Genomic DNA, 20,158 nt, shown 5'->3' on the forward strand with positions numbered 1-20,158 from the left:
GGGCTGATGCTTAGGAAACGGTAAATGGGGCCAAGGGGACGCGGCCTTTCGGGACGGCACCATGATCCTCGAATGCAGCCAATGCCACACGCGATACCTGGTCCCCGACACCGCCGTCGGGGCGACCGGCCGCACCGTGCGGTGCGCCAATTGCCGGCATAGCTGGTTCCAGCAACCGCCCGGCGCGCCGCCGCTCGAACTCGAAATGCCGGTCACGGCGCCCGTGCCGGTTACCGTGCCGAAGGCCGAACCGGCCCCGGCCTATGCCGGCGTCGATCACGATTACGACGCGTTCGCGCACGAGCCGCCGTTCCGCCCGCGCCGCAACCCCGCGCGCCGCTGGACGATCGCCGCGGTGACCGCGGGCGCGCTGATGCTGATCGCGACGCTCGCCCTAGTGTTCGGCAACCTCCCCAATTTCGCGACGATGCTCGGCCTGCCGCTCGGCGGCGGCGACACGCCGCTCAAGTTCGTCAATCTCAAGAAGCCCGACCGCCGCGACTTGCCCAACGGCAGCGAATTGTTCGCGATCGGCGGTCAGGTGAAGAACCCGACCGCGCAGCGTCAGTCGGTCCCCGACATTCGCGCCGAACTCCGCGACGCGTCCGACCGCCTGGTCTTCAGCTGGACGATCAAGCCAGACCAGCGCACGCTGCCCCCCGGCGGATCGATGAACTTCGACAGCGCGAAGCTCGACGTGCCGTCGAGTTCGAAAACGGTGAAACTCAGCTTCACCGCCGCCTCGCCCGCGAACTAATATAACAACCGCATTGCCATCGCCGAACGCCACTGCTAGGGGCGCTCGCCTGCCAGCCACCGGCCTCGTCCGGCGGCAATTCTAACACGTGCGGCCGTGGCGGAACTGGTAGACGCGCAACGTTGAGGTCGTTGTGGGCGAAAGCCCGTGGAAGTTCGAGTCTTCTCGGCCGCACCAGTTTTTCGGACGAAGAAATCGTCCGGGGGACGATTTCCCGAAAAACTCCCGAGCGAAAGCGAAGGGCCAAAGCACAGTGAAATAGCTGAGCTATTGAGCGAACAGTGCTCTGCTCGGACGGCGGGCAGCCCGCCGCTCGACCGACGGCGCGAATTCATTTCGCGCCGCTGCCCTCACCTTCCCCCTTTGCGAAACTTCCATGACACCCCTAAGGGAAGCCGCACCATCGGAAGGGGCGCGTGCGATGAAATTGATGACCGGCAATTCCAACCTGCCGCTGGCCAAGGCGATTGCCGACTATCTCGAAATCCCGCTGACCGACGCGCTGGTCCGCCGTTTCGCCGACGAGGAAATCTTCGTCGAGATCAACGAGAATGTCCGCGGCGAGGACGTGTTCGTCCTGCAATCGACCAGCTATCCCGCCAACGACAATTTGATGGAATTGCTGATCTGCATCGACGCGCTGCGTCGCGCGTCGGCCAAGCGGATCACTGCGGTCGTCCCCTATTTCGGCTATGCCCGACAGGATCGGAAGTCGGGATCGCGCACGCCGATCTCGGCCAAGCTCGTCGCGAACCTGATCACCCAAGCCGGCGCCAATCGCGTGCTGTCGGTCGACCTGCACGCCGGGCAGATCCAGGGGTTCTTCGACATCCCGACCGACAATCTGTTCGCCGCCCCCGTCATGTCGGCGGACATCCTGGCTCGCTACGCCACCAAGAACCTGATGGTGGTCTCGCCCGACGTCGGCGGCGTGGTCCGCGCCCGCGCGCTGGCCAAGCGGCTCAACAACGCCCCGCTGGCGATCGTCGACAAGCGCCGCGAGCGCGCCGGCGAATCGGAAGTGATGAACATCATCGGCGACGTCGAGGGCCGTTTCTGCATCATGATCGACGACATCGTCGATTCGGGCGGGACGCTGTGCAACGCCGCCGCCGCGCTGAAGGAAGCGGGTGCCGAGGGCGTCGTCGCGTACATCACCCACGGCGTGCTGTCCGGCGGCGCGATCGCGCGGGTCGAAGGGTCGGTACTCGAAGAACTGGTAATCACCGATTCGATCGGCAATCACGACATCATCCGCCAGTCGTCGAGCGTCCGCCACCTGACCATCGCGCCGCTGCTCGCCGAGGCGATCCGCCGGACGGCGGAGGAAAGCTCGGTATCGAGCTTGTTCGACTAGTAACGCGAGCCGTGCATGATCAAATGATCGAGCACGGCGGGATGCAGCGGCTGGCGGAACCGGCCGCCGATAATGTCCTTGCGCCGCCACGCGACGTTGGCCTCGAGCCCCTGCAGTCCGGGCAAGGTCACCCAGACCAGATCGCCCACGTCCAGCCCGTAATGCGCCTCCGCGCGGAAGCCCGTCACCGACATGTCGAGGATGCGGATATCGAACTTCGCGGCGGTACGATTGCGCAGGTGCGCGCGCAGGATCACCGGCAGCCGTGGCTGACGCCGATTGTCGTCCCGGCTCGCGATCGGGGCATCGAAACCAAATGTACGCGCGTCCATGGCGGCGGATAGTGGGTGATCAGGCGTTAAATTTCCGCAAATACGGCAACTTGAATGCCTATTTTCCCGTTAACCTAGATCAGGGCGTCGAATACCAATTTGGCGCCGACCAGCACCATCAATACATAGATCGCCGTGTAGAACCGTGCCGGCGACACGCGCCGCACCAGCCAGACGCCCGCCAGTGTCGAGCCGATCGCGACCGGCACCAGACTGGCCGAGGCGAGCAGATTCGCCTGCGTGAACTGGCCGAGCTTCCAATAAGCCGGCACTTTCAACCAGTTGGTCGCCGCGAAGAATATAGCGGTCGTCCCCACCAGCGTATCACGGTCGAGCCCGCGCGGCAGCACCCAGACCTGATACGGCGGCTGGCCGGCATGCGCGATCTGGCTGGTGAATCCCGATGCGACTCCGAGCAACGTGCCGACCCACCCCGGCGACCGCGCCGGTGCGGCGATCCGTCCACCGCGCTCCACCCACAGCCGATACAGTCCGAACACGACTGAAATCGCACCCACCAAACCCAGGACCGCATCTTCGGAGACGCTCGCCGCATACCACCAGCCGAGCGCGATGCCGATCACCGACCCGGGCAGCATCCAGGCAAGAATGTAGCCGTTCCACGACCGCCTGAACGCCCAGACGCCGACCACGTCCTGGACGATCAGCACCGGCAAAAGGATCGCCGCCGCGCGCACCGGCGACACCGCCAGCGCCATGATCGGCAGCGACAGCGCGCCCATCCCGACGAACCCGCCCTTCGACAGGCCGAGCAGGATCACCGCCGGAATCGCCAGCGCGAAGAAAAGCGCGGACTCGTTCAATCGACGGCGGTTGTAATGCGCGGGCTGCGGACCCCGGCGCGGTCGCGGCGCTTGAGTTCGGCCTTGAGCAACTCCGGGCGTGGCGCCCACAGGAATCCGAAGCTGACCGTGCCGTGCTTGGTCTCGACCGCATGATGCAGCCGGTGCGCCTGAACGATGCGCTTCATGTAGTTCGACTTGGGCAGGTACCGCGTCGCGATGCGGCGATGGACGATGACGTCGTGAAACCCGAAATAGATCGCGCCATAGGCCGCGATCCCCGCCCCGATCCACGCCCAACCAACCCACCAGCCGAGCTGCACGCCGCCCAGCAGCAGCACGATCGACGGCACCGCAAAGATCACCGCGTAGAGGTCGTTGAGCTCCCAATTGCCGGTGCGCGGCCGATGGTGGCTTGCGTGGAGAAACCAGCCCGGCCCATGCATCACCCAGCGGTGCATGACGTACGCGAATCCCTCCATGCCCAGCACGGTGGCAAGAAAGATCGCGATACCAAGAAGCCAACTCATCGCGGATGCATATAGGCGCTGCGCCGAAGCAAGGCGAGCGGGGGTGGATTCGCCCGCCCCCTTGTGCTTAAGGCCTTTCCATTCCCATCATTCGAAAGGCCCGAGCCTTCCCATGAACATTCACGAATATCAGGCCAAGGAATTGCTCGCCAAGTTCGGCGTTCCCGTCCCCGCGGGCTTCGCCGCGCTCTCGGTCGAGGAAGCGGTCGAGGCCGCCAAGAAATTGCCCGGGCCGCTCTATGTCGTGAAGGCGCAAATCCATGCCGGCGGCCGCGGCAAGGGCAAGTTCAAGGAACTCGGTCCCGACGCGAAGGGTGGCGTGCGGCTCGCCAAGACGCTCGACGACGTTCGTGCCGCAGCGGCCGAGATGCTCGGCAACACGCTGGTGACGATCCAGACCGGCGAGCATGGCAAGCAGGTCAACCGTCTGTACGTGACCGACGGCGTCGACATCGCGAAGGAATTCTATCTCGCATTGCTCGTCAACCGCGCGAGCGGGCAGATCGGCATGGTCGTCTCGACCGAGGGCGGGATGGACATCGAAACCGTCGCGCACGACACGCCGGAGAAGATCACCACGATCGACATCGACCCCGCGACCGGCTTCATGCCGCACCACGGCCGTGCGGTCGCGGCGGCGCTGGGCCTCGAAGGCGACCTCGCCAAGCAGGCCTCGTCGACCGCCTCGAAGCTCTACGACGCGTTCCTCGGCACCGATGCCGAGCAGATCGAGATCAACCCGCTCGCGGTCACCGACGACGGCAAACTGATGGTGCTCGATGCCAAGGTCGGCTTCGACGGCAACGCGATGTTCCGCCACAAGGATTTGATGGAACTCCGCGACGAGACCGAGGAAGATCCGGCCGAGCTCGAAGCCAGCAAGTACGACCTCGCGTACATCAAGCTCGACGGCGATATCGGCTGCATGGTCAACGGCGCCGGTCTCGCGATGGCGACGATGGACATCATCAAGCTGAACGGCATGTTCCCGGCGAACTTCCTGGACGTCGGCGGCGGCGCATCGAAGGAAAAGGTCACCGCGGCGTTCAAGATCATTCTCGCCGACCCGAACGTGAAGGGCATTCTGGTCAACATCTTCGGCGGCATCATGAAGTGCGACATCATCGCCGACGGCATCGTCGCGGCGGCGAAGGAAGTGAACCTTTCGGTCCCGCTGGTGGTTCGCCTGGAAGGCACGAACGTTCAGCAGGGCAAGGACATATTGGCCAATTCGGGGCTGCCGATCGTCGCCGCCAACGACCTGGGCGACGCGGCGCAGAAGATCGTGGCCGAGGTGAAGAAGGCGGCCTAAATTCAACCGTCGCCCCGGCGGTGGCCGGGGCCGCGAGGTGGGGAGGGTTGCCCTATCCACTGGCCGGTCCCGGCCTCCGCCGGGACGACGATGAACCAGCCTCCCCAGGGATGGTTCGTTTGACGGAGAGAATGCGATGAAGGTGCTGGTGCCGGTCAAGCGCGTGCTTGATTACAACGTGAAGCCCCGCGTGAAGGCGGACGGGACGGGGGTCGATCTGGCCAACGTCAAGATGTCAATGAACCCGTTCGACGAGATCGCGGTCGAGGAAGCGATCCGCCTGAAGGACAAGGGCGTGACGGAGATCGTCGCGGTGTCGATCGGCGAGGCGAAGTGCCAGGAGACGCTGCGCACGGCGCTCGCGATGGGCGCCGACCGCGCGATCCTGGTCCAGACCGACGACAAGGTCGAGCCGCTCGGCGTCGCCAAGCTGCTGAAGGCGATCGTCGAGGCCGAACAGCCGCAGCTGATCATCCTCGGCAAGCAGGCGATCGACGACGACAACAACCAGACCGGCCAGATGCTGGCGGGCCTGCTCGGCGTCGGCCAGGCGACCTTCGCGTCGAAGGTCGAACTCGCCGCCGACAGCGTCACCGTGACGCGCGAAGTCGATGGCGGGTCTGAGACCGACAAGCTCTCGCTCCCCGCTATCATCACCACCGATCTCCGCCTCAACGAGCCGCGCTACGCGTCGCTGCCCAACATCATGAAGGCGAAGTCGAAACCGCTCGATCAGAAGACGCCCGCCGATTATGGCGTCGACGTGGCACCCCGCCTCACCACGCTCAAGGTCGTCGAGCCGCCCAAGCGCACCGCCGGCGTCAAGGTCGCCGACACAGACGAACTCGTGGCCAAACTCAAGGCGATGGGAGTCGCGAAATGAAGACGCTCATCTGGGTCGAACATGACGGCAAGACCGTCAAGGACGCCACGCTCGCCGTGGTCACCGCCGCCGCGAAGCTCGGCGAAGTCCATCTGCTGGTTGCGGGCCAGGGCGTCGACGGCGTCGCCGCCGAGGCCGCCAAGATCGCCGGCGTCGGCAAGGTTCATGTCGCCGACGACGCGGCGTACGCCCACGCGCTGGCGGAAAACGTCGCACCGCTCGTCGTGTCGCTGATGGACAGCCACGACGCCTTCCTCGCGCCCGCCACGTCGAACGGCAAGAACATCGCGCCGCGCGTCGCCGCCCTGCTCGACGTCATGCAAATCAGCGACATCCTGTCGGTCGAAAGCGACGACACGTTCACGCGTCCGATCTACGCCGGCAACGCGATCGCGACGGTTCAGACCAAGGACGCGAAGAAAGTCATCACCGTGCGCGGCACCGCGTTCGACAAGGCCGACACTTCGGGCGGATCGGGCACCATCGAGAAGGTCGCGGCGACCGGCGACAAGGGCGTGTCGTCCTTCGTCAACGCCGAGATCGCCAAGCTCGAACGGCCCGAACTGACCAGCGCCAAGGTCATCGTGTCGGGCGGCCGCGCGCTGCAGAACAGCGAGAACTTCCACTCGATCATCGAACCGCTCGCCGACAAGCTCGGCGCCGCGGTTGGCGCGAGCCGTGCGGCGGTCGATGCGGGCTATGTCCCCAACGACTATCAGGTCGGCCAGACCGGCAAGATCGTCGCCCCCGAAGTCTATATCGCGGTCGGCATCTCCGGTGCGATCCAGCATTTGGCGGGCATGAAGGACTCCAAGACGATCATCGCGATCAACAAGGACGAGGACGCCCCGATCTTCCAGGTCGCGGACATCGGCCTGGTCGGCGATCTGTTCAAGATCGTGCCGGAGCTCACCGAGAAGCTGTGATTGCGATTAAACACGAGCACGAAAGGGCGGCATCGCGAGATGTCGCCCTTTTTCGTTGCGGCAGGCTTGAGGCCACAAACGAGTAAGCCCCGTCGCGCGGGGCGCGGCGGGGCTCCAATGGTCGATCATCCGCACAAGGCTTCCGATCGTCCAAAATGCTCAATCTCTCGTTCAAGCCAGGTAATAACGCAGGACGCCTGTAGATTGTTCCTTCAAGGGGACGTTTTCAACACCACGAACCCGGTCAGTGCCGACGCCAGCGACCCCAGCAGCACGCCGATCTTGACCTGATCGATCATCGCCTCGTTGCCCGGGAATGCGAGGCCGCCGATGAACAGGCTCATCGTGAAGCCGATCCCGCAAAGCAATGCGACGCCATAGACCTGGCGCCAACTTGCGCCCTCCGGCGGTTGTGCGATCCTGGATGCGGCGGCCAGGCGGACGGCGGCGAAGATGCCGATCTGCTTACCGAAGAACAGCGCGAGCGCGATGCCGAGCACCAGTGGCTGCGTCAGCGTCGCGAGGCTCATCCCGGCGAGCGACACGCCGGCATTGGCGAACCCGAACAGCGGCACGATCGCGAACGCCACGCACGGGCTGAGCGCGTGTTCGAGGCGGTGGAGCGGCGAGCTCTCATCCGCGCCGCCGGGGATCGTCATCGCCGCGATCACGCCCGCGATCGTCGCGTGGACTCCCGACAGTAGCACCAGATACCAGAGCGCGGCGAACCCGATCAGATAGGGCCACAGCATCTTCACGCCAAACCGGTTGAGCGTCGCCATCGCCACCGCAACCGCCGCCGCCCCACCGAGCGCCGCGAGCGCCAGGCCGTGCGTGTAGAACAAGGCGATGATCGCCACCGCGCCCATGTCGTCGACGATCGCGACCGTCGTCAGGAACAACTTGAGCGACGCCGGCACGCGCGGCCCCGCGAGCGCGAGGACGCCGATCGCGAAGGCGATGTCGGTCGCCGCCGGAATCGCCCAGCCGCTCCGCACCTCCGTGGCGCCGCCCGTGACGGCGAGGTAGAGCAACGCCGGCACCGCCATCCCGGCGACCGCGGCGATCACCGGCAGACGGCGTTTCTCGGCGCTAGCGAGTTCGCCACCGACCAGTTCGCGTTTGATCTCCAGTCCGACCAGCAGGAAGAACACTGCCATCAGCGCATCGTTGATCCACAGATGCACCGTCATCGGCCCGAGCTTGGGCGACAACACCGGCCCGGTCTCGGCGTGGAGCAGGTGGAAATAGGCCTCGGCAAACGGCGAATTGGCGGCGATCATCGCCAGCGCCGCCGCCGCGATGAGGACGATCCCGCCCGCCGCCTCGTCCTGGAGGAAGCGTTGGAGGATGGAGGGTTGCGGCTCTCGTGCTGCCATCTGCATCCTCCAAACCGTCATGCTGAACTTGTTTCAGCATCCATGCGAGCCGTTCGCCAGGGTCACTCGGCCCGCATGGACCCTGAAACAAGTTCAGGGTGACGGCAATTGGAAGCGGCGCTTATTTCGCCAGCGCCTCGGCGATCAGCTTGCGCGTATTCGCCACGCCGTACAGCGCGATGAAGCTGCCCATGCGCGGCCCTTGGCTCGACCCGAGCAGCGTCTCGTACAGTGCCTTGAACCAGTCGCGCAGCTCGGCGAACCCGCCACTCTTGCCGATCTCGTAGACGATGTTCTGGATGTCCTCGGCGCTCGCGTCTGCGGGCAACGCCGCAAGATCGGTGTCGAGCCGCTCGAGCGCCGCGACCTCGACGCCCTCCGGCTTGCGCCGCACCAGCGTCGGCGCGACGAAATCGCGGGCATAGGCCAGCGCATAGCCGATCAGCTTGTCGAGCTCGGGATAGTCCGCCGCGGTCGCGCCGGGCAGATAATTGGCGAGATACCCCCAGACCTGGTCCTTGGTCGCATCGCCGCCCATCACTCCGACCAGGTTGAGCAGCAGCCCGAACGTCACCGGCAACGCATCCTGCGGCACCTGGCCGTTATGGATATGGTGTACCGGGTTGCCGAGCCGCTCCTTCGCCTCCTGCCCATGATAGTTCGCGCGGAACTGCCAATAATCGTCCACCGCGCGCGGGATCAGCCCGAGGTGCAGCGACTTCGCCTTCTTGGGCTCGCGATAGATGTAGAAGGCCAGGCTCTCGTCGGGGCCGTAGGTCAGCCATTCCTCGATCGAGAGACCATTGCCCTTGGTCTTCGAGATCTTCTCGCCCTTTTCGTCGAGGAACATCTCGTAATTGAACCCCTCGGGCGGGCGGCCGCCGAGCGCACGCGTGATCTTGCCCGATTGGATGACCGAGTCGATCAAATCCTTGCCGGCCATCTCATAATCGACGCCGAGCGCAACCCAGCGCATCGCCCAGTCGACCTTCCATTGCAGCTTGGCGCCGCCCGACAGGATCGATTGCTCGACCGTCTCGCCCTCATCCTCGAACCGCACGATCCCGGCTTCGGCATCGACCACCTCGACCGGTACCTGGAGCACGATGCCCGACTTCGCGCTGATCGGCAGGACCGGCGAATAGGTCGCCTGGCGCTCGGCGCGGAGCGTCGGCAGCATGATGTCCATCACCGCCTGGTAGTTGCGCAGCACCCCGCGCAATGCGTCGTCGAACTTGCCCGACGTGTAGTAATCGGTCGACGACACGAACTCGTAGTCGAACCCGTACCGGTCGAGGAAGTCGCGCAACAGCGCATTGTTGTGCGCGGCGAAGCTATCGTGCGTGCCGAACGGATCGGGCACCTTGGTCAACGGCTTGCCGATATAGCGCGCCAGCATGTCGCCGTTCGGAACGTTACCCGGCACCTTGCGCAGCCCGTCCATGTCGTCGCTGAATGCGATCAGCCGAGTCGGGATGTCGGACAGCGTCTCGAACGCGCGGCGCACCATCGTCGTGCGCAGCACTTCGTTGAACGTGCCGATATGCGGCAGGCCCGACGGACCGTAGCCGGTCTCGAACAGGACATGCCCCTTCGCCGGCGCGCCGTCCGGATAGCGCTTCAACAGCTTGCGCGCTTCTTCGTACGGCCAGGCCTTGGATTCGAAAGCGGCGGAGCGGAGGTCGGTATTCGTCATGACGTCCGAGCCTTTCGCCAAGCGGGGCGCGTTGCGCAAGCTCTGGGTGGCGTTTACCCCGGTTTAAGCCGCTCGCGCTACCCTTTCCGGCCAAACCTCAAGGGGAGCGGCTTCATGGAAGGTTTCGGTCGCAAGGGCGTACCGGCAGGCGCGACGACGCCGCCCGCCCCATCGTTCGGTAACGGCATGCCGCCGCGCAACGTCGCCTCGCCGCCCGTCGCCGACGATCCCTACGCCGCGCAACGCGCCGCTTTCCTGGCGCAGGAACGCTCGAGCGGCGGGTTCGATTTCGCGTCGCGACCGGACTTCGATGACGACGGCGTGAGCTATGGTGGTGCCGCAGTCCGACGGGCAGCGGACAGATCGATCCTGGTCGCGTACGTGCTGTGGATATTCGCTGGCCCCTTGGCGGCGCATCGCTTCTATTGCGGGCGCTATGGTTCGGGCGTGTTCCAGGCGGCGACCGGGCTGCTCGGGTTCGGGTTCCTGTTCACGGAGCCCTATAACATCTCGACCTGGGGGCCGCTGCTCATCGTGCATGGCCTGTGGCGCTTCATCGATCTGTTCCTGATCCCCGGCATGTGCAAGACGCCCAGCGCGCTATGAACCGTCGGTAAAACCAGGGGCAGCGGCGATCGCCGTTGCCAATCTGTTCCACGGCGTTACTTGATGGGGCGTGATCCCCTACCCCGCCCTTCACGCCAGCCATGCCGGCGTCTGGATCGCCGATGCCGAAGGGTCGCGCGCGGTCGGGCGGGGCGAAGCGATCCGGCGAGCGGCCGACACCCCGATGATCGTGCTCAACGCGCCGTTGGTGGGCCAGCGGCTGGGCTATGCCGAACTGTCGGGACTCGATCTGCTGGAGCTGTTCGCGTTCCTGCGCCCCGCGACCTTCCTGCCGCCGACGCCGCGCGGCCTGGCGCGGATGCTGGGGCTGGCGCCGCCCGAGGACGAGGCGGGCATCGCCGCGTTCCTGCGCGACGCGGCGAGCGCGTTGCTCGCCATCCCCGCCGGCGACTGGCCCGAGCGCGAGGGCGCCTGGACCGCGGCGCAGAGCCTGGCGCGCCTACGCTGGCCCTGGGCGCCGTTGCTCGCCGATCGCCTCGCGCGACCGCAAGAAAACGAACGCTGGCTGTTTTCCAAGCTGCCCGAATGGGATGAGGTCGCGCCGCGGCCCGCGCCCAAGTCCGTCACGCTCGACGACGGCGATATCGCCGACCGTCTGGCTTTCCTGACCGGCAGCAACGCCGAGCAACGCATCGGCCAGCGGGCCTTCGCCGAAGCCGCCGCATCCGCCTTCGCGCCACGGATGATGCGCGACAATCCCAACATGCTGCTGGCCGAGGCGGGCACCGGGATCGGCAAGACGCTCGGCTATCTCGCCCCGGCGTCCTTGTGGTCCGAACAAGCCGGCGGCGCGGTGTGGATCTCGACCTTCACCAAGGCGCTGCAACGCCAGCTCAATCACGAAACCGCGCGATTGATCCCCGACGCGGCCGAGCGCCGCCGCCGCGTCGTGACGCGCAAGGGCCGCGAGAATTACCTCTGCCTCCTCAACCTGGAGGACGCGCTGCAGGGCGGGTTCGCCGGCCGCGCCGCCGTCCTCGCGCATCTCGTCGCGCGCTGGGCGGCGTATAGCGCGGACGGCGACATGATCGGCGGCGACTTGCCCGGCTGGCTTCCCACGCTCTTCCGCCGCAACGGGTCGACGGCGTTGACCGATCGGCGCGGCGAGTGCGTCTATGCCGGGTGTCCGCACTATCGCAAATGCTTCATCGAACGCGCCGCCCGCGCCTCCGCGCAGGCCGACATCGTCATCGCCAACCACGCGCTGGTGATGGTCAACGCCGTACGCGGGCGCGAGGCGAACAGCCGCCCGACGCGCTACGTCTTCGACGAAGGGCATCACCTGTTCGAAGCCGCCGACGCGATGTTCGGCGTCGCGCTGACCGGACAGGAATCGATCGAGTTGCGCCGCTGGATCGTCGGCCCCGAAAGCACCGCGCGCGGACGACGACGGGGCCTGGCGGCGCGGCTGTCCGACGTCGCCAGCTATGACGAAGCGGGCGGCGTCGCGATCCAGGACGCGGTCGAGGCGGCGCGCGCGCTGGCCAGCGACGGCTGGCTGCAGCGCGTTGCGGAAGGCGAGCCTTTCGGCGCGGTCGAGAAGCTGCTCAGCGCCGCGCGCGGGATGGTCTATGCCCGCGCGGCGCAGGACGGCGATGCGGGTTATGGCCTGGAGACCGAACTCGCCGAACCGCTTCCCGCGCTGATCGAAGCCGCCGCTGCCGCCGCGCAAGGGTTGGAGGCGCTGCTCCGCCCCCTCATGACGCTCGGCCAGCGGCTCGAGGCGGTGCTGGCGGAAGGCCCCGACTGGCTCGACGGCCAGGCCCGCGCGCGAGTCGAGGGCGCGGTCGCGTCGCTCGCGTGGCGCACCGAAACGGTCGGCGCGTGGATCAGCCTGCTCGCCCGCATCGGCGGCCCGGCCGATCCCGATTTCGTCGATTGGCTCGCGGTCGACCGCATCGAGGGCCGTGAGTTCGACATCGGCCTCCACCGCCGCTGGCTCGACCCGACCCGCCCGCTCGCCGCCACCGTGCTCAAACCCGCGCACGGGGTCCTCGTCACTTCGGCGACGCTCAAGGGCGGCGACCCCGACTGGCAGATCGCCGATGCCCGCGCCGGCGTGCCCCATCTCGACCGCGCCGCCGGGCATTTCGACGTCGCCAGCCCGTTCGATTATGCGAGCCAGTCCGAGGTGCTGATCGTCACCGACGTCAAGCGCGGCGACTTGGCCGCGCTCGCCAACGCCTATGCCCGTCTGATCGCGGCGGCGGGCGGCGGGACGCTCGGGCTGTTCACCGCGATCCGGCGGTTGCGGGGTGTCCACGCCCGGATCGCCGACCGCCTGGCCCGCGACGGGCTCCCCCTGTACGCCCAGCATGTCGATCCGATCGACCCCGGCACCCTGGTCGACATGTTCCGCGACGAGCCGCGCGCCTCGCTGATCGGCACCGATGCCTTGCGCGACGGCGTCGACGTCCCCGGCGAGAGCCTGCGCCAGGTCATCCTGGAGGGCGTCCCCTGGGCGAAGCCGACCGTCCTCCACGCAGCGCGTCGCCTCGCCGGTGGCGGGTCCGCGTTCGACGACCGCCTGGTCCGCGCCAAGCTGGCCCAAGCATTCGGCCGCCTGATCCGCCGCGCCGACGATCGCGGCGCGTTCGTCCTGCTGTCCGCCGCGATGCCCAGCCGCCTGCTCGCCGCCTTCCCGCCCGGCGTGCCCGTCGCGCGCGTCCCGCTCGACGAGGCCGTCGCGCGCGTGCAATCACGTCTTTCTTCCGTCACGCGGGTCGTGCAAGAAACCGGCGCATGAAGACGCTGATCCTCCTCCGCCACGCCAAATCGGGCTGGGACGATCACGGCGCGCGCGACTTCGACCGGCGCCTCAACCCCAAGGGCGAGCGCGCCGCACGAACGATGGGCCAGCACATGCGCGACCGCGGGCTGAGCTGGGACCATGCCATCGCCAGCCCGGCCGCGCGCGTGGTCGAGACGCTGGAACAGGTGTCGGCAGGCTATGGCCGCACGATCGAACCCGAATGGGACCGCCGCGCCTATCTCGCCTCGGCGAGCATGCTGCTCGACCTGATCCACGCCGCGCCGGCCGAGGCCGACACGCTGCTGATGTCCGGCCACAATCCGGGACTCGAGGAACTGGTGCTGATGCTCGTCCCCGACCGCGCCGGCGATGGCTTGCGTGACGAAGTCGAGACGAAATTCCCTACCGCCAGTCTCGCGGTAATGACGTGCGACGGCGAAAACTGGGGTGCGATAATAGCGGGCAAATGTTCGCTGACGGTGTTCACGCGCCCCCGCGATCTCGACCCAGGACTCGGTCCGGACGCCGACTAAACCTTCGGCGCGTTTCGGAGATATTCGGCGCGAGTTGCTCAACTCGCCGCACAATGCGCTCCGATCATCCCCACAGCACTTGAGTCCTCGGGAACGTTAATGCCCGTGAAAGGTAGGCCAGAACACCCGGTCCCTTCCGGGTGTTCGAGTATGGCCGCGCGCCGCTTATCTGATGGCGCCGGCACACCGAGTTCAACCTGCCGTTTCACGGCAAACGGAAAGACCGTCGGAAGACCGCTGTGACCCCCGCAGCCCCGGCGCGTCACTATTGAGAGGAGAACGCGATGCGTTTGATGTCCAGAAGTTCCAAGATCCTGTTCCTGCTCGCCACCGCGACGGCATCGGGCAGCCTGTATGCGCAGGACGCGCAGACCGCCCCGGCGCAACCCCGCGACATCACGATCACCGACACGATCCCCGTGCCCGCCGATCTCGCCGGCATGCCGGCCGGCCCCGTGATCGAAGGCTTCATTTCGGCGCGCAAGGGCAACAAGCTGCAGGTCACCACCGCGGGCGGCAAGACGATCGTCTTCGTGAGCGATGCGACCAGCATCAAGTCGAGCGGCGGCTTCCTGGGCGCCAGCACCAAGAAGCTCGGCCAGGATCAGTTGCTCAACGGCCTGCCGGTCACCGTCAAGACGGTCCAATGGGACAGCAATCTGGTGGCGAGCCAGGTGACGCTCAAGACCAAGGACCTGAAGACCGCGTCGATGATCCGCAACGGCACCGACCAGCGCTTCGACGAACAGACCGCCGCGACCGAAGCGTTGCGCGGCCGCGTCGCCGATATCGACAATTACATCGTCAAGGCGACGACCAACGTGAACTTCGACACCGGCAAGGCCGACCTGTCGCCGCAGGCACGCGCCGATCTCTGCGCGGCGGCCGCGTCGGCGCAGGCGACCAACAATTCGTTGCTCCTGGTTCTCGGTTACACCGATTCGACCGGCAGCGAGGACACCAATCAGGCGCTCAGCGAGAAGCGCGCCGCCAAGGTGGTGAACTATCTGCAGCAGAAGTGCGGCTGGAAGCCGTATCGCATGCTGACCCCGACGGGCATGGCGACCGCCGATCCCGCGGCGGACAATTCGACCCCCGAAGGCAAGGCGCAGAACCGCCGCGTCGCGGTGAACGTGATGGTCAGCAAGGCCGTCGACGGGATGTAAGTGTACGGGGTGGGCCTCGCGCCTGCCCCGCGTTCCGACAATTCGAAAGGGCTTCGGCGGATACGCCGGAGCCCTTTTCTTTTTGCGCGATTGTCGGGTCACGGCCCGCCATCGCAGCCAATCCTTGCAATGTAGGATTTCGCCTGACAGCGTCGTCGGGCTCTTTGATATCGTGACGCTCCCATCTCCGTGCTCCTGCGAAGGCAGGAGTCCAGGATAGTTATGGCTGCACGACCCTGGGTTCCTGCCTTCGCAGGAACGCGGGGGCCCGGTCTGCCTGCACTATCGAATCCGATACCGCGCAGGACTTCCGGGATCGGCCGGACAACGCGGTTAGTGTCAACTTCGTGTCAACTTCGGCCGGCCGATTTCCTATAACCTACTGTTTTCCCGAGAGTTTGTCTTTCAGCCCCGCCAATGCGCCGAACGGCCCGGCCTCTTCCTCGTTGATCACGCCCGCCGCTTTCAGCGCCGCCTCCGCCCCCGGCCCGCGCGGGAAAGGGTCGAGCGCCAGCGCCATCGTTTCCGCGGCGGTCTCGCCCAGATCGATCGCGCCGCCCTCATAGGGGATCACGTCGAGCTCGCCGTTGCCGAGTTCGACTTCCTCCGCGGCGTCCTCGCTCGCCGCGACGAACAGCAAGGCGACCGGCTCGTCAATGCTCTCGGACAGCGGATCGCCAGTCACGCTGCATGCTTGGGTCAGCGTCGCGGTGACACGGCCATCGACCGCGATGCCCGCCGCCTCGCCGCGAATCGTGAACTCCCCCGTCAGCCGGTCGATGCCGATCAGGTCGAGATCGCCTGGCGAGCGCGGCGCGTTCGTCGGCATCCGCCTCGATCGTCACGGTGCGCGGTTCGCCGATCGTGTCGATCCGCTCGGGCCGGGAGAATTCGGGTGCCTTCACGGCAATTCGCCTGCGACCAGCCGGTCGATGGTCACGCCGGCCGCCGCCGCATGCAACGCCAGCAATTCGCGCTCGACATGCGCCACGGCGGCCTCCGCGGGCGCCTCGCCGCGATAGAGGTTGCGGACCAGGGCCGGCTTCAGATCGCCCGCCGCGATCCCGTCGCGATACGCACCCAGCCGCCCGCCGAGCATGCCCATCATCCGCCCGATATGCTTGCCGACCATCAAGTCGCCGATCCCGATCTCGCGCAATTGCGGGTCCATGTCATCGACGAACGCCTCGGCCAGATGCGTCGCCGCCCGCGCACCGGCGGGATCGCTTTCCAGCCGCAACATCACCATCGCCAGCACGGCCGCGATCATGTCGAACCGGCCGTCCATCGTGTCGGGCACCGCACCGTCCAAATACCAATGCGGCATCCGCGCGCGCGCCACTACGGCGGCATACAGCGCCGCGGTCTCTTCGCGCTTCGCCTTAAATCGGTCGAAAAAGCCCATCACTACCCTTGATCTCAGCGGCCTTGTGCCACCGGCATGGTCCGCATATTGAGGCGAACGGCGCGCGATGCAATCGCGGGCGCCTGGTAACGAGCGCGTGCGCGGGAGAATCGAATTGACCAAGGCCGGCCGGATCATGGCCCTCACCGCGACGGTATCGGCGCTGACGCTGACCGGGGCCTGCGTGCCGCTACGCTCGCACCAGGGCTATATCATCGACGCCGACCTGGTGAATTCGGTGCAGCCCGGGGTCGATAATCGCAGCTCGGTGCTCAAGACGCTCGGTAAGCCCAGCTTCGCCAGCCAGTTCAACACCGGCGATTGGTATTACATCGCCCGCGACAGCCGCAACCTCGCCTATCTCAACCCCAAGGCGAAGAGCCAGCTGACGCTGAAGATCAGCTTCACGCAGGGCGGCGTGGTGCAGGATATCACCCGCACCGGCGTCGATCAGGTCGCGTCGATCAAGCCCTATGGCAAGACGACGCCGACGTTGGGCCGCAAGCGCAGCTTCTTCGAGGAATTGTTCGGCAATATCGGCGCGGTCGGTGCGTCGGGCGCCGGCAAAGGCGGCGGTGGCGACGAACCCTGAAAGCCTTGCTCTAACCTGACCGGCGCGTTCGCGGCCGGTTCAGTCCGAGCCGGCTAAACCGCTCTCCATGGTGGCGCATCGTGTTCCGCGTCGCCCAAGGATGGAGAGCCGATCATGCGTAAACTGATCCTGACAGCGCTCGTCGCCGCGACCGTGATGCCGGTTGCCGCCGAAGCGCAATCGCGCGGCGACCTGCGCCGCGACCGACGCGAGATTCGCGACGACCGCCGCGACCTGCGCGAGGACCGCCGCGATTTTCGCGAAGACCGCAACCGTCGCTGGGGAGACAATGACTGGCGCACGTGGCGCAACACCAATCGCAATGTCTATGCACGCGGCAATTGGCGCGCGCCGTTCCGCTACAATGCGTTCCGCGTCGGCGTACGGATCGCACCGACTTATTACGGGTCGAGCTACTGGCTCGCCGATCCGTGGCGCTATCGCCTGCCGCCGGCCGGCTACGGTGAGCGCTGGGTGCGCCACTATGACGACCTGCTGCTCGTCGATACGCGCCGCGGCATCGTGCTCCGCGTGATCAACAACTTCTACTGGTGATCCCCCAGTAGTGGCAGGCGCCCGGGCGATTTCAATGCCCGCCCGGGCGCCTTTGAATTCGTTTGCGCGCCTCACGGCGCGTCGCGGCACCGGCCCGCTCCCCCACCCGACCGCCCAATCAGTTTCAGCTATGGGCGTCGGGTGGGGGAGCGGGCCGGTGCCGCAGCGATTGGGCGGAGGCTCAATCGCCCACAAAGGCTCACCGCATCGTGAAGACGACTTGATCGACCACCTTCCCCGAGAGGTCGAGCAAGGCAAGCCGATGCCGACCCGGACCAGGCAGGATCAGCGGCGCGGTGCTCGCATCTCCCAGGTCCTGCTTATCCAGCAGCAGCCGGTGCGTCATCGCATCGCCCGTTACAGCAACCGCGAGCCGCTGACGGTCGATCGGGATGTCCGGATCGATCGCATAGACGCTTCCCGATACCGGATTGGTGATGCGCGGGCGGCGCGATTCGGGCGGCGCGCTGGCGATCAGCGCCATGCCGGTGCCTTTGAGGAAATACTCCCGCCGCGGCTGTTCGATATTGCCGGTATAGGCGATCGTCCGCTCCTCGATCCCCGCCGGCATCGCAGGCGCGCGGCTCGGCTGGTCGGCGTGGAGCGCGAGCATCACGTCGCGCCACACCGGCGCCGCGCCGCTGGTGCCTGAGACGGCGCGCATCGCATCGCCCTCGACATTCCCCACCCACACGGCGACGGTGTAGCGGTCGGAAAACCCCACGCACCAATTGTCGCGCATCGCCTTCGACGTGCCGGTCTTCACCGCTGCCCAGAACGGCAGGCGCAGCGACGAGTCCAACCCGAACGTGACGGCGCGCGCATTGGGATCGGCCATCATGTTGGCGACGATCCAGGCGGCCTGCGGCGTCGTGATCGCCTTGGGCTCCTTGCGCAGATCGGTCGCGGTCAGCCGCCAGGGCGCCCAGCGCCCGCCATTGGCGAGGCTGCGATACGCATCGGCCTGTTCGAGCAACGTGACCTCGGCCGATCCGAGCGCGAGGCTGTAGCCGTAATAGTCGCCGTCTTCGACAAGGCCCTGATACCCGGTGTCGAACAGCCGGTCGCGAAACGCATCGACCCCGACGAGCAGCAACGTCCGCACCGCCGGCACGTTGAGCGACCCTGCCAGCGCCGAGCGCACCGACACCGGCCCCTTGAAGCCCTTGTCGTAATTCTGCGGCACGTAGAGGCCGGACGCGGTGTCGAGCTGGACGGGCGAATCGTCGAGGATCGACGCGGCGGTCAGATACCCCTTCTCGATCGCCTGGGCGTAGAGGAACGGCTTGAGCGTCGATCCCGCCTGACGATACGCGCTCGCGCCATCGACCGCGGGGGCGGTCGAGTTGCCGCCGATCCCGCCGACATAGGCCAGCACGTCGCCAGTCGCATTGTCGAGCACCACCACCGCGCCGTCCCGCGCGCGGCTGCCGCCAAGCCCCTCCAACTGACGCTTGAGCGCGGCGATGGCGGTGCGTTGGATATCGATGTCGAGCGTCGTGGTGATGCGGAGACCCGGCTTGGTCAGCAGACGTTGCGCGAGATGCGGCGCTAGGCCGGGATCGAGTTGCAGGCTGCGCGCCGGACCGAGCATCGAATAAGCGGCGGATTCGAACGTTGCGCAATTCGCGCCCCGCGCCATCGCGCAGGCTCGTCGCGCGACGGTCGCGGGGCTGGCTTGCGGGTCGGGCAGTAGGGCAATCAGCAACAGCGCGTCATCGCGGCTCAGCGCATCGGGCGTCTTGCCGAACAGGCCCAGCGCCGCCGCACCGATCCCCTGCGCCTCGCCGCGATAGCCCGCGAGGTTGAGATACGCCTCCAGGATCTGCGGCTTGCTCCACGCCCCGTCGATGGCCAGACCGGCGCGGATTTGGCGGATCTTGTCGAGCCAGCCGCGCGCGCCGGGCCTGGCGAGCTCCGGCGCGAGGAACCCCGCGACCTGCATCGACAAAGTCGAGGCGCCCCGCGACGGCTTGCCCTCCAGCCGATTGCGCAGCGCCGCTAGCGTCGCCAGCCAGTCGACCCCGCCATGTGCATAGAAGCGATGGTCCTCGGCCGCGACCAGCGCCTCGGCGACCGGCGGGGCGACCTTGTCGAGGGGGTCCAGCCCAGCCGCCGCCGCGCGAAATCGACCCGCGACGAATCGGTCAGCACGCCGTTGCGGTCGTACAGCCACGCCTCGGACGGCTGCCACGCGGCGCGCACCGACGCGTAATCGGGCATCGGCGGCGGCATCGTCAGGAAATTGAGCGTCAGCACCGCGACCAACAGGGCACAGAGGCCCGTCCACAGCCAATGTCGCCGCGTTCGTGGACGATGGTCGAGCAACCAGCCGCCCGCCCGCGCGACCACCGCATCGACCCGCGCCTCGACTCGCCGCGCCCAAGCCAAGGCGGCTCGGAACATAGCGGCGACCCGCTCCATCACCGTGCCCCGGCGAAGGCCGGGGTCCAGTCGCGACGAAAGTCCGATTGAGCGATACGCATTGTTACTGAACTCATGGTAACTGGACCCCGGCCTTCGCCGGGGAACGGCTATGACGTGCGATATCCC

19 protein-coding genes, 1 tRNA gene and 1 pseudogene are annotated in these 20,158 nt (G+C 66.7%); 12 read left to right on the plus strand and 9 right to left on the minus strand.

Annotated features, from left to right (window positions below; translation table 11 throughout):
* The first annotated feature begins 61 nt into the window (after positions 1–61).
* The 3 genes from FPZ24_RS14395 to FPZ24_RS14405 all read left to right on the plus strand — a co-directional run bounded on the left by FPZ24_RS14395 (position 62) and on the right by FPZ24_RS14405 (position 2,114).
* A complete protein-coding gene (locus FPZ24_RS14395; RefSeq protein WP_146573119.1) occupies positions 62–757 on the plus strand; it encodes a zinc-ribbon domain-containing protein in 696 nt (231 codons plus the stop codon).
* Between the two features lie 90 nt (positions 758–847).
* Positions 848–934: transfer RNA gene (locus FPZ24_RS14400), tRNA-Leu, on the plus strand.
* Positions 935–1,178: 244 nt separating this feature from the next.
* The gene (locus tag FPZ24_RS14405; RefSeq protein ID WP_146573121.1) at positions 1,179–2,114 is read left to right on the plus strand and encodes a ribose-phosphate pyrophosphokinase; all 936 of its coding nucleotides are present in this window, start codon (positions 1,179–1,181) and stop codon (positions 2,112–2,114) included.
* On the opposite strand, the gene FPZ24_RS14410 is transcribed toward FPZ24_RS14405, so the two are convergent.
* The 3 genes from FPZ24_RS14410 to FPZ24_RS14420 all read right to left on the minus strand — a co-directional run bounded on the left by FPZ24_RS14410 (position 2,111) and on the right by FPZ24_RS14420 (position 3,779).
* On the minus strand, positions 2,111–2,446 hold the full coding sequence (locus FPZ24_RS14410) for a PilZ domain-containing protein (protein WP_146573123.1): 336 nt from the start codon (positions 2,444–2,446) through the stop codon (positions 2,111–2,113). The genes FPZ24_RS14405 and FPZ24_RS14410 overlap by 4 nt on opposite strands.
* A 74-nt stretch (positions 2,447–2,520) precedes the next feature.
* The gene (locus FPZ24_RS14415) at positions 2,521–3,270 is read right to left on the minus strand and encodes a sulfite exporter TauE/SafE family protein (protein WP_146573125.1); all 750 of its coding nucleotides are present in this window, start codon (positions 3,268–3,270) and stop codon (positions 2,521–2,523) included.
* Positions 3,267–3,779, minus strand: a complete 513-nt coding sequence (locus FPZ24_RS14420) for a sterol desaturase family protein (RefSeq protein WP_146573127.1) — start codon at positions 3,777–3,779, stop codon at positions 3,267–3,269. The genes FPZ24_RS14415 and FPZ24_RS14420 overlap by 4 nt, the downstream gene beginning before the upstream one ends.
* A 112-nt stretch (positions 3,780–3,891) precedes the next feature.
* On the opposite strand from FPZ24_RS14420, the gene sucC reads away from it, so the two are divergent.
* The 3 genes from sucC to FPZ24_RS14435 all read left to right on the plus strand — a co-directional run bounded on the left by sucC (position 3,892) and on the right by FPZ24_RS14435 (position 6,900).
* Positions 3,892–5,091 carry an ADP-forming succinate--CoA ligase subunit beta gene (gene sucC, locus FPZ24_RS14425; protein WP_146573129.1) on the plus strand — a complete coding sequence of 400 codons (1,200 nt, stop codon included), beginning with the start codon at positions 3,892–3,894 and terminating at the stop codon, positions 5,089–5,091.
* A gap of 136 nt (positions 5,092–5,227) precedes the next feature.
* Positions 5,228–5,974, plus strand: a complete 747-nt coding sequence (locus FPZ24_RS14430) for an electron transfer flavoprotein subunit beta/FixA family protein (protein WP_146573130.1) — start codon at positions 5,228–5,230, stop codon at positions 5,972–5,974.
* Positions 5,971–6,900, plus strand: a complete 930-nt coding sequence (locus FPZ24_RS14435; RefSeq protein ID WP_146573132.1) for an electron transfer flavoprotein subunit alpha/FixB family protein — start codon at positions 5,971–5,973, stop codon at positions 6,898–6,900. The genes FPZ24_RS14430 and FPZ24_RS14435 overlap by 4 nt, the downstream gene beginning before the upstream one ends.
* A 212-nt stretch (positions 6,901–7,112) precedes the next feature.
* On the opposite strand, the gene nhaA is transcribed toward FPZ24_RS14435, so the two are convergent.
* Both nhaA and FPZ24_RS14445 read right to left on the minus strand, forming a co-directional pair.
* Positions 7,113–8,279 (minus strand): Na+/H+ antiporter NhaA, encoded by a 1,167-nt coding sequence (gene nhaA, locus FPZ24_RS14440; protein WP_146573134.1) that lies wholly within the window; start codon positions 8,277–8,279, stop codon positions 7,113–7,115.
* 121 nt (positions 8,280–8,400) lie between these two features.
* Complete coding sequence (locus FPZ24_RS14445) at positions 8,401–9,975, minus strand: lysine--tRNA ligase (protein ID WP_146573136.1); 1,575 nt, start codon at positions 9,973–9,975, stop codon at positions 8,401–8,403.
* A 114-nt stretch (positions 9,976–10,089) separates the two neighbouring features.
* Here FPZ24_RS14445 and FPZ24_RS14450 point away from each other — a divergent pair, with 114 nt between their 5' ends.
* The 4 genes from FPZ24_RS14450 (at position 10,090) to FPZ24_RS14465 (ending at position 15,053) form a co-directional block, all read left to right on the plus strand.
* Positions 10,090–10,581 carry a TM2 domain-containing protein gene (locus FPZ24_RS14450; RefSeq protein ID WP_240047492.1) on the plus strand — a complete coding sequence of 164 codons (492 nt, stop codon included), beginning with the start codon at positions 10,090–10,092 and terminating at the stop codon, positions 10,579–10,581.
* A gap of 70 nt (positions 10,582–10,651) precedes the next feature.
* On the plus strand, positions 10,652–13,348 hold the full coding sequence (locus tag FPZ24_RS14455) for an ATP-dependent DNA helicase (RefSeq protein ID WP_146573138.1): 2,697 nt from the start codon (positions 10,652–10,654) through the stop codon (positions 13,346–13,348).
* Complete coding sequence (locus tag FPZ24_RS14460) at positions 13,345–13,887, plus strand: SixA phosphatase family protein (RefSeq protein WP_146573140.1); 543 nt, start codon at positions 13,345–13,347, stop codon at positions 13,885–13,887. The genes FPZ24_RS14455 and FPZ24_RS14460 overlap by 4 nt, the downstream gene beginning before the upstream one ends.
* 284 nt (positions 13,888–14,171) lie before the next feature.
* Positions 14,172–15,053: an OmpA family protein gene (locus FPZ24_RS14465; RefSeq protein ID WP_146573142.1), complete on the plus strand. Its 882-nt coding sequence runs from the start codon at positions 14,172–14,174 to the stop codon at positions 15,051–15,053.
* 379 nt (positions 15,054–15,432) lie between these two features.
* On the opposite strand, the pseudogene FPZ24_RS14470 reads toward FPZ24_RS14465, so the two are convergent.
* Both FPZ24_RS14470 and FPZ24_RS14475 read right to left on the minus strand, forming a co-directional pair.
* Positions 15,433–15,958, minus strand: a pseudogene (locus FPZ24_RS14470) (YceD family protein).
* Entirely contained in the window at positions 15,955–16,458 is a 504-nt protein-coding gene (locus FPZ24_RS14475; RefSeq protein WP_146574578.1) for a ubiquinol-cytochrome C chaperone family protein, read from the minus strand. Before FPZ24_RS14475 ends, FPZ24_RS14470 begins: the two are co-directional and overlap by 4 nt.
* A gap of 136 nt (positions 16,459–16,594) precedes the next feature.
* Here FPZ24_RS14475 and FPZ24_RS14480 point away from each other — a divergent pair, with 136 nt between their 5' ends.
* Positions 16,595–17,050, plus strand: a complete 456-nt coding sequence (locus tag FPZ24_RS14480; protein WP_186729225.1) for an outer membrane protein assembly factor BamE — start codon at positions 16,595–16,597, stop codon at positions 17,048–17,050.
* Between the two features lie 114 nt (positions 17,051–17,164).
* Positions 17,165–17,605, plus strand: a complete 441-nt coding sequence (locus tag FPZ24_RS14485) for an RcnB family protein (RefSeq protein ID WP_146573146.1) — start codon at positions 17,165–17,167, stop codon at positions 17,603–17,605.
* 199 nt (positions 17,606–17,804) lie between these two features.
* On the opposite strand, the gene pbpC is transcribed toward FPZ24_RS14485, so the two are convergent.
* Together pbpC and FPZ24_RS17985 are read right to left on the minus strand one after the other, a co-directional pair.
* Complete coding sequence (gene pbpC, locus FPZ24_RS14490; protein WP_420853406.1) at positions 17,805–19,712, minus strand: penicillin-binding protein 1C; 1,908 nt, start codon at positions 19,710–19,712, stop codon at positions 17,805–17,807.
* On the minus strand, positions 19,607–20,011 hold the full coding sequence (locus tag FPZ24_RS17985) for a hypothetical protein (RefSeq protein WP_420853365.1): 405 nt from the start codon (positions 20,009–20,011) through the stop codon (positions 19,607–19,609). The genes pbpC and FPZ24_RS17985 overlap by 106 nt, the downstream gene beginning before the upstream one ends.
* Positions 20,012–20,158 lie beyond the last annotated feature (147 nt).

It is taken from the genome of Sphingomonas panacisoli (genome assembly GCF_007859635.1).
Classification (GTDB): domain Bacteria; phylum Pseudomonadota; class Alphaproteobacteria; order Sphingomonadales; family Sphingomonadaceae; genus Sphingomonas; species Sphingomonas panacisoli.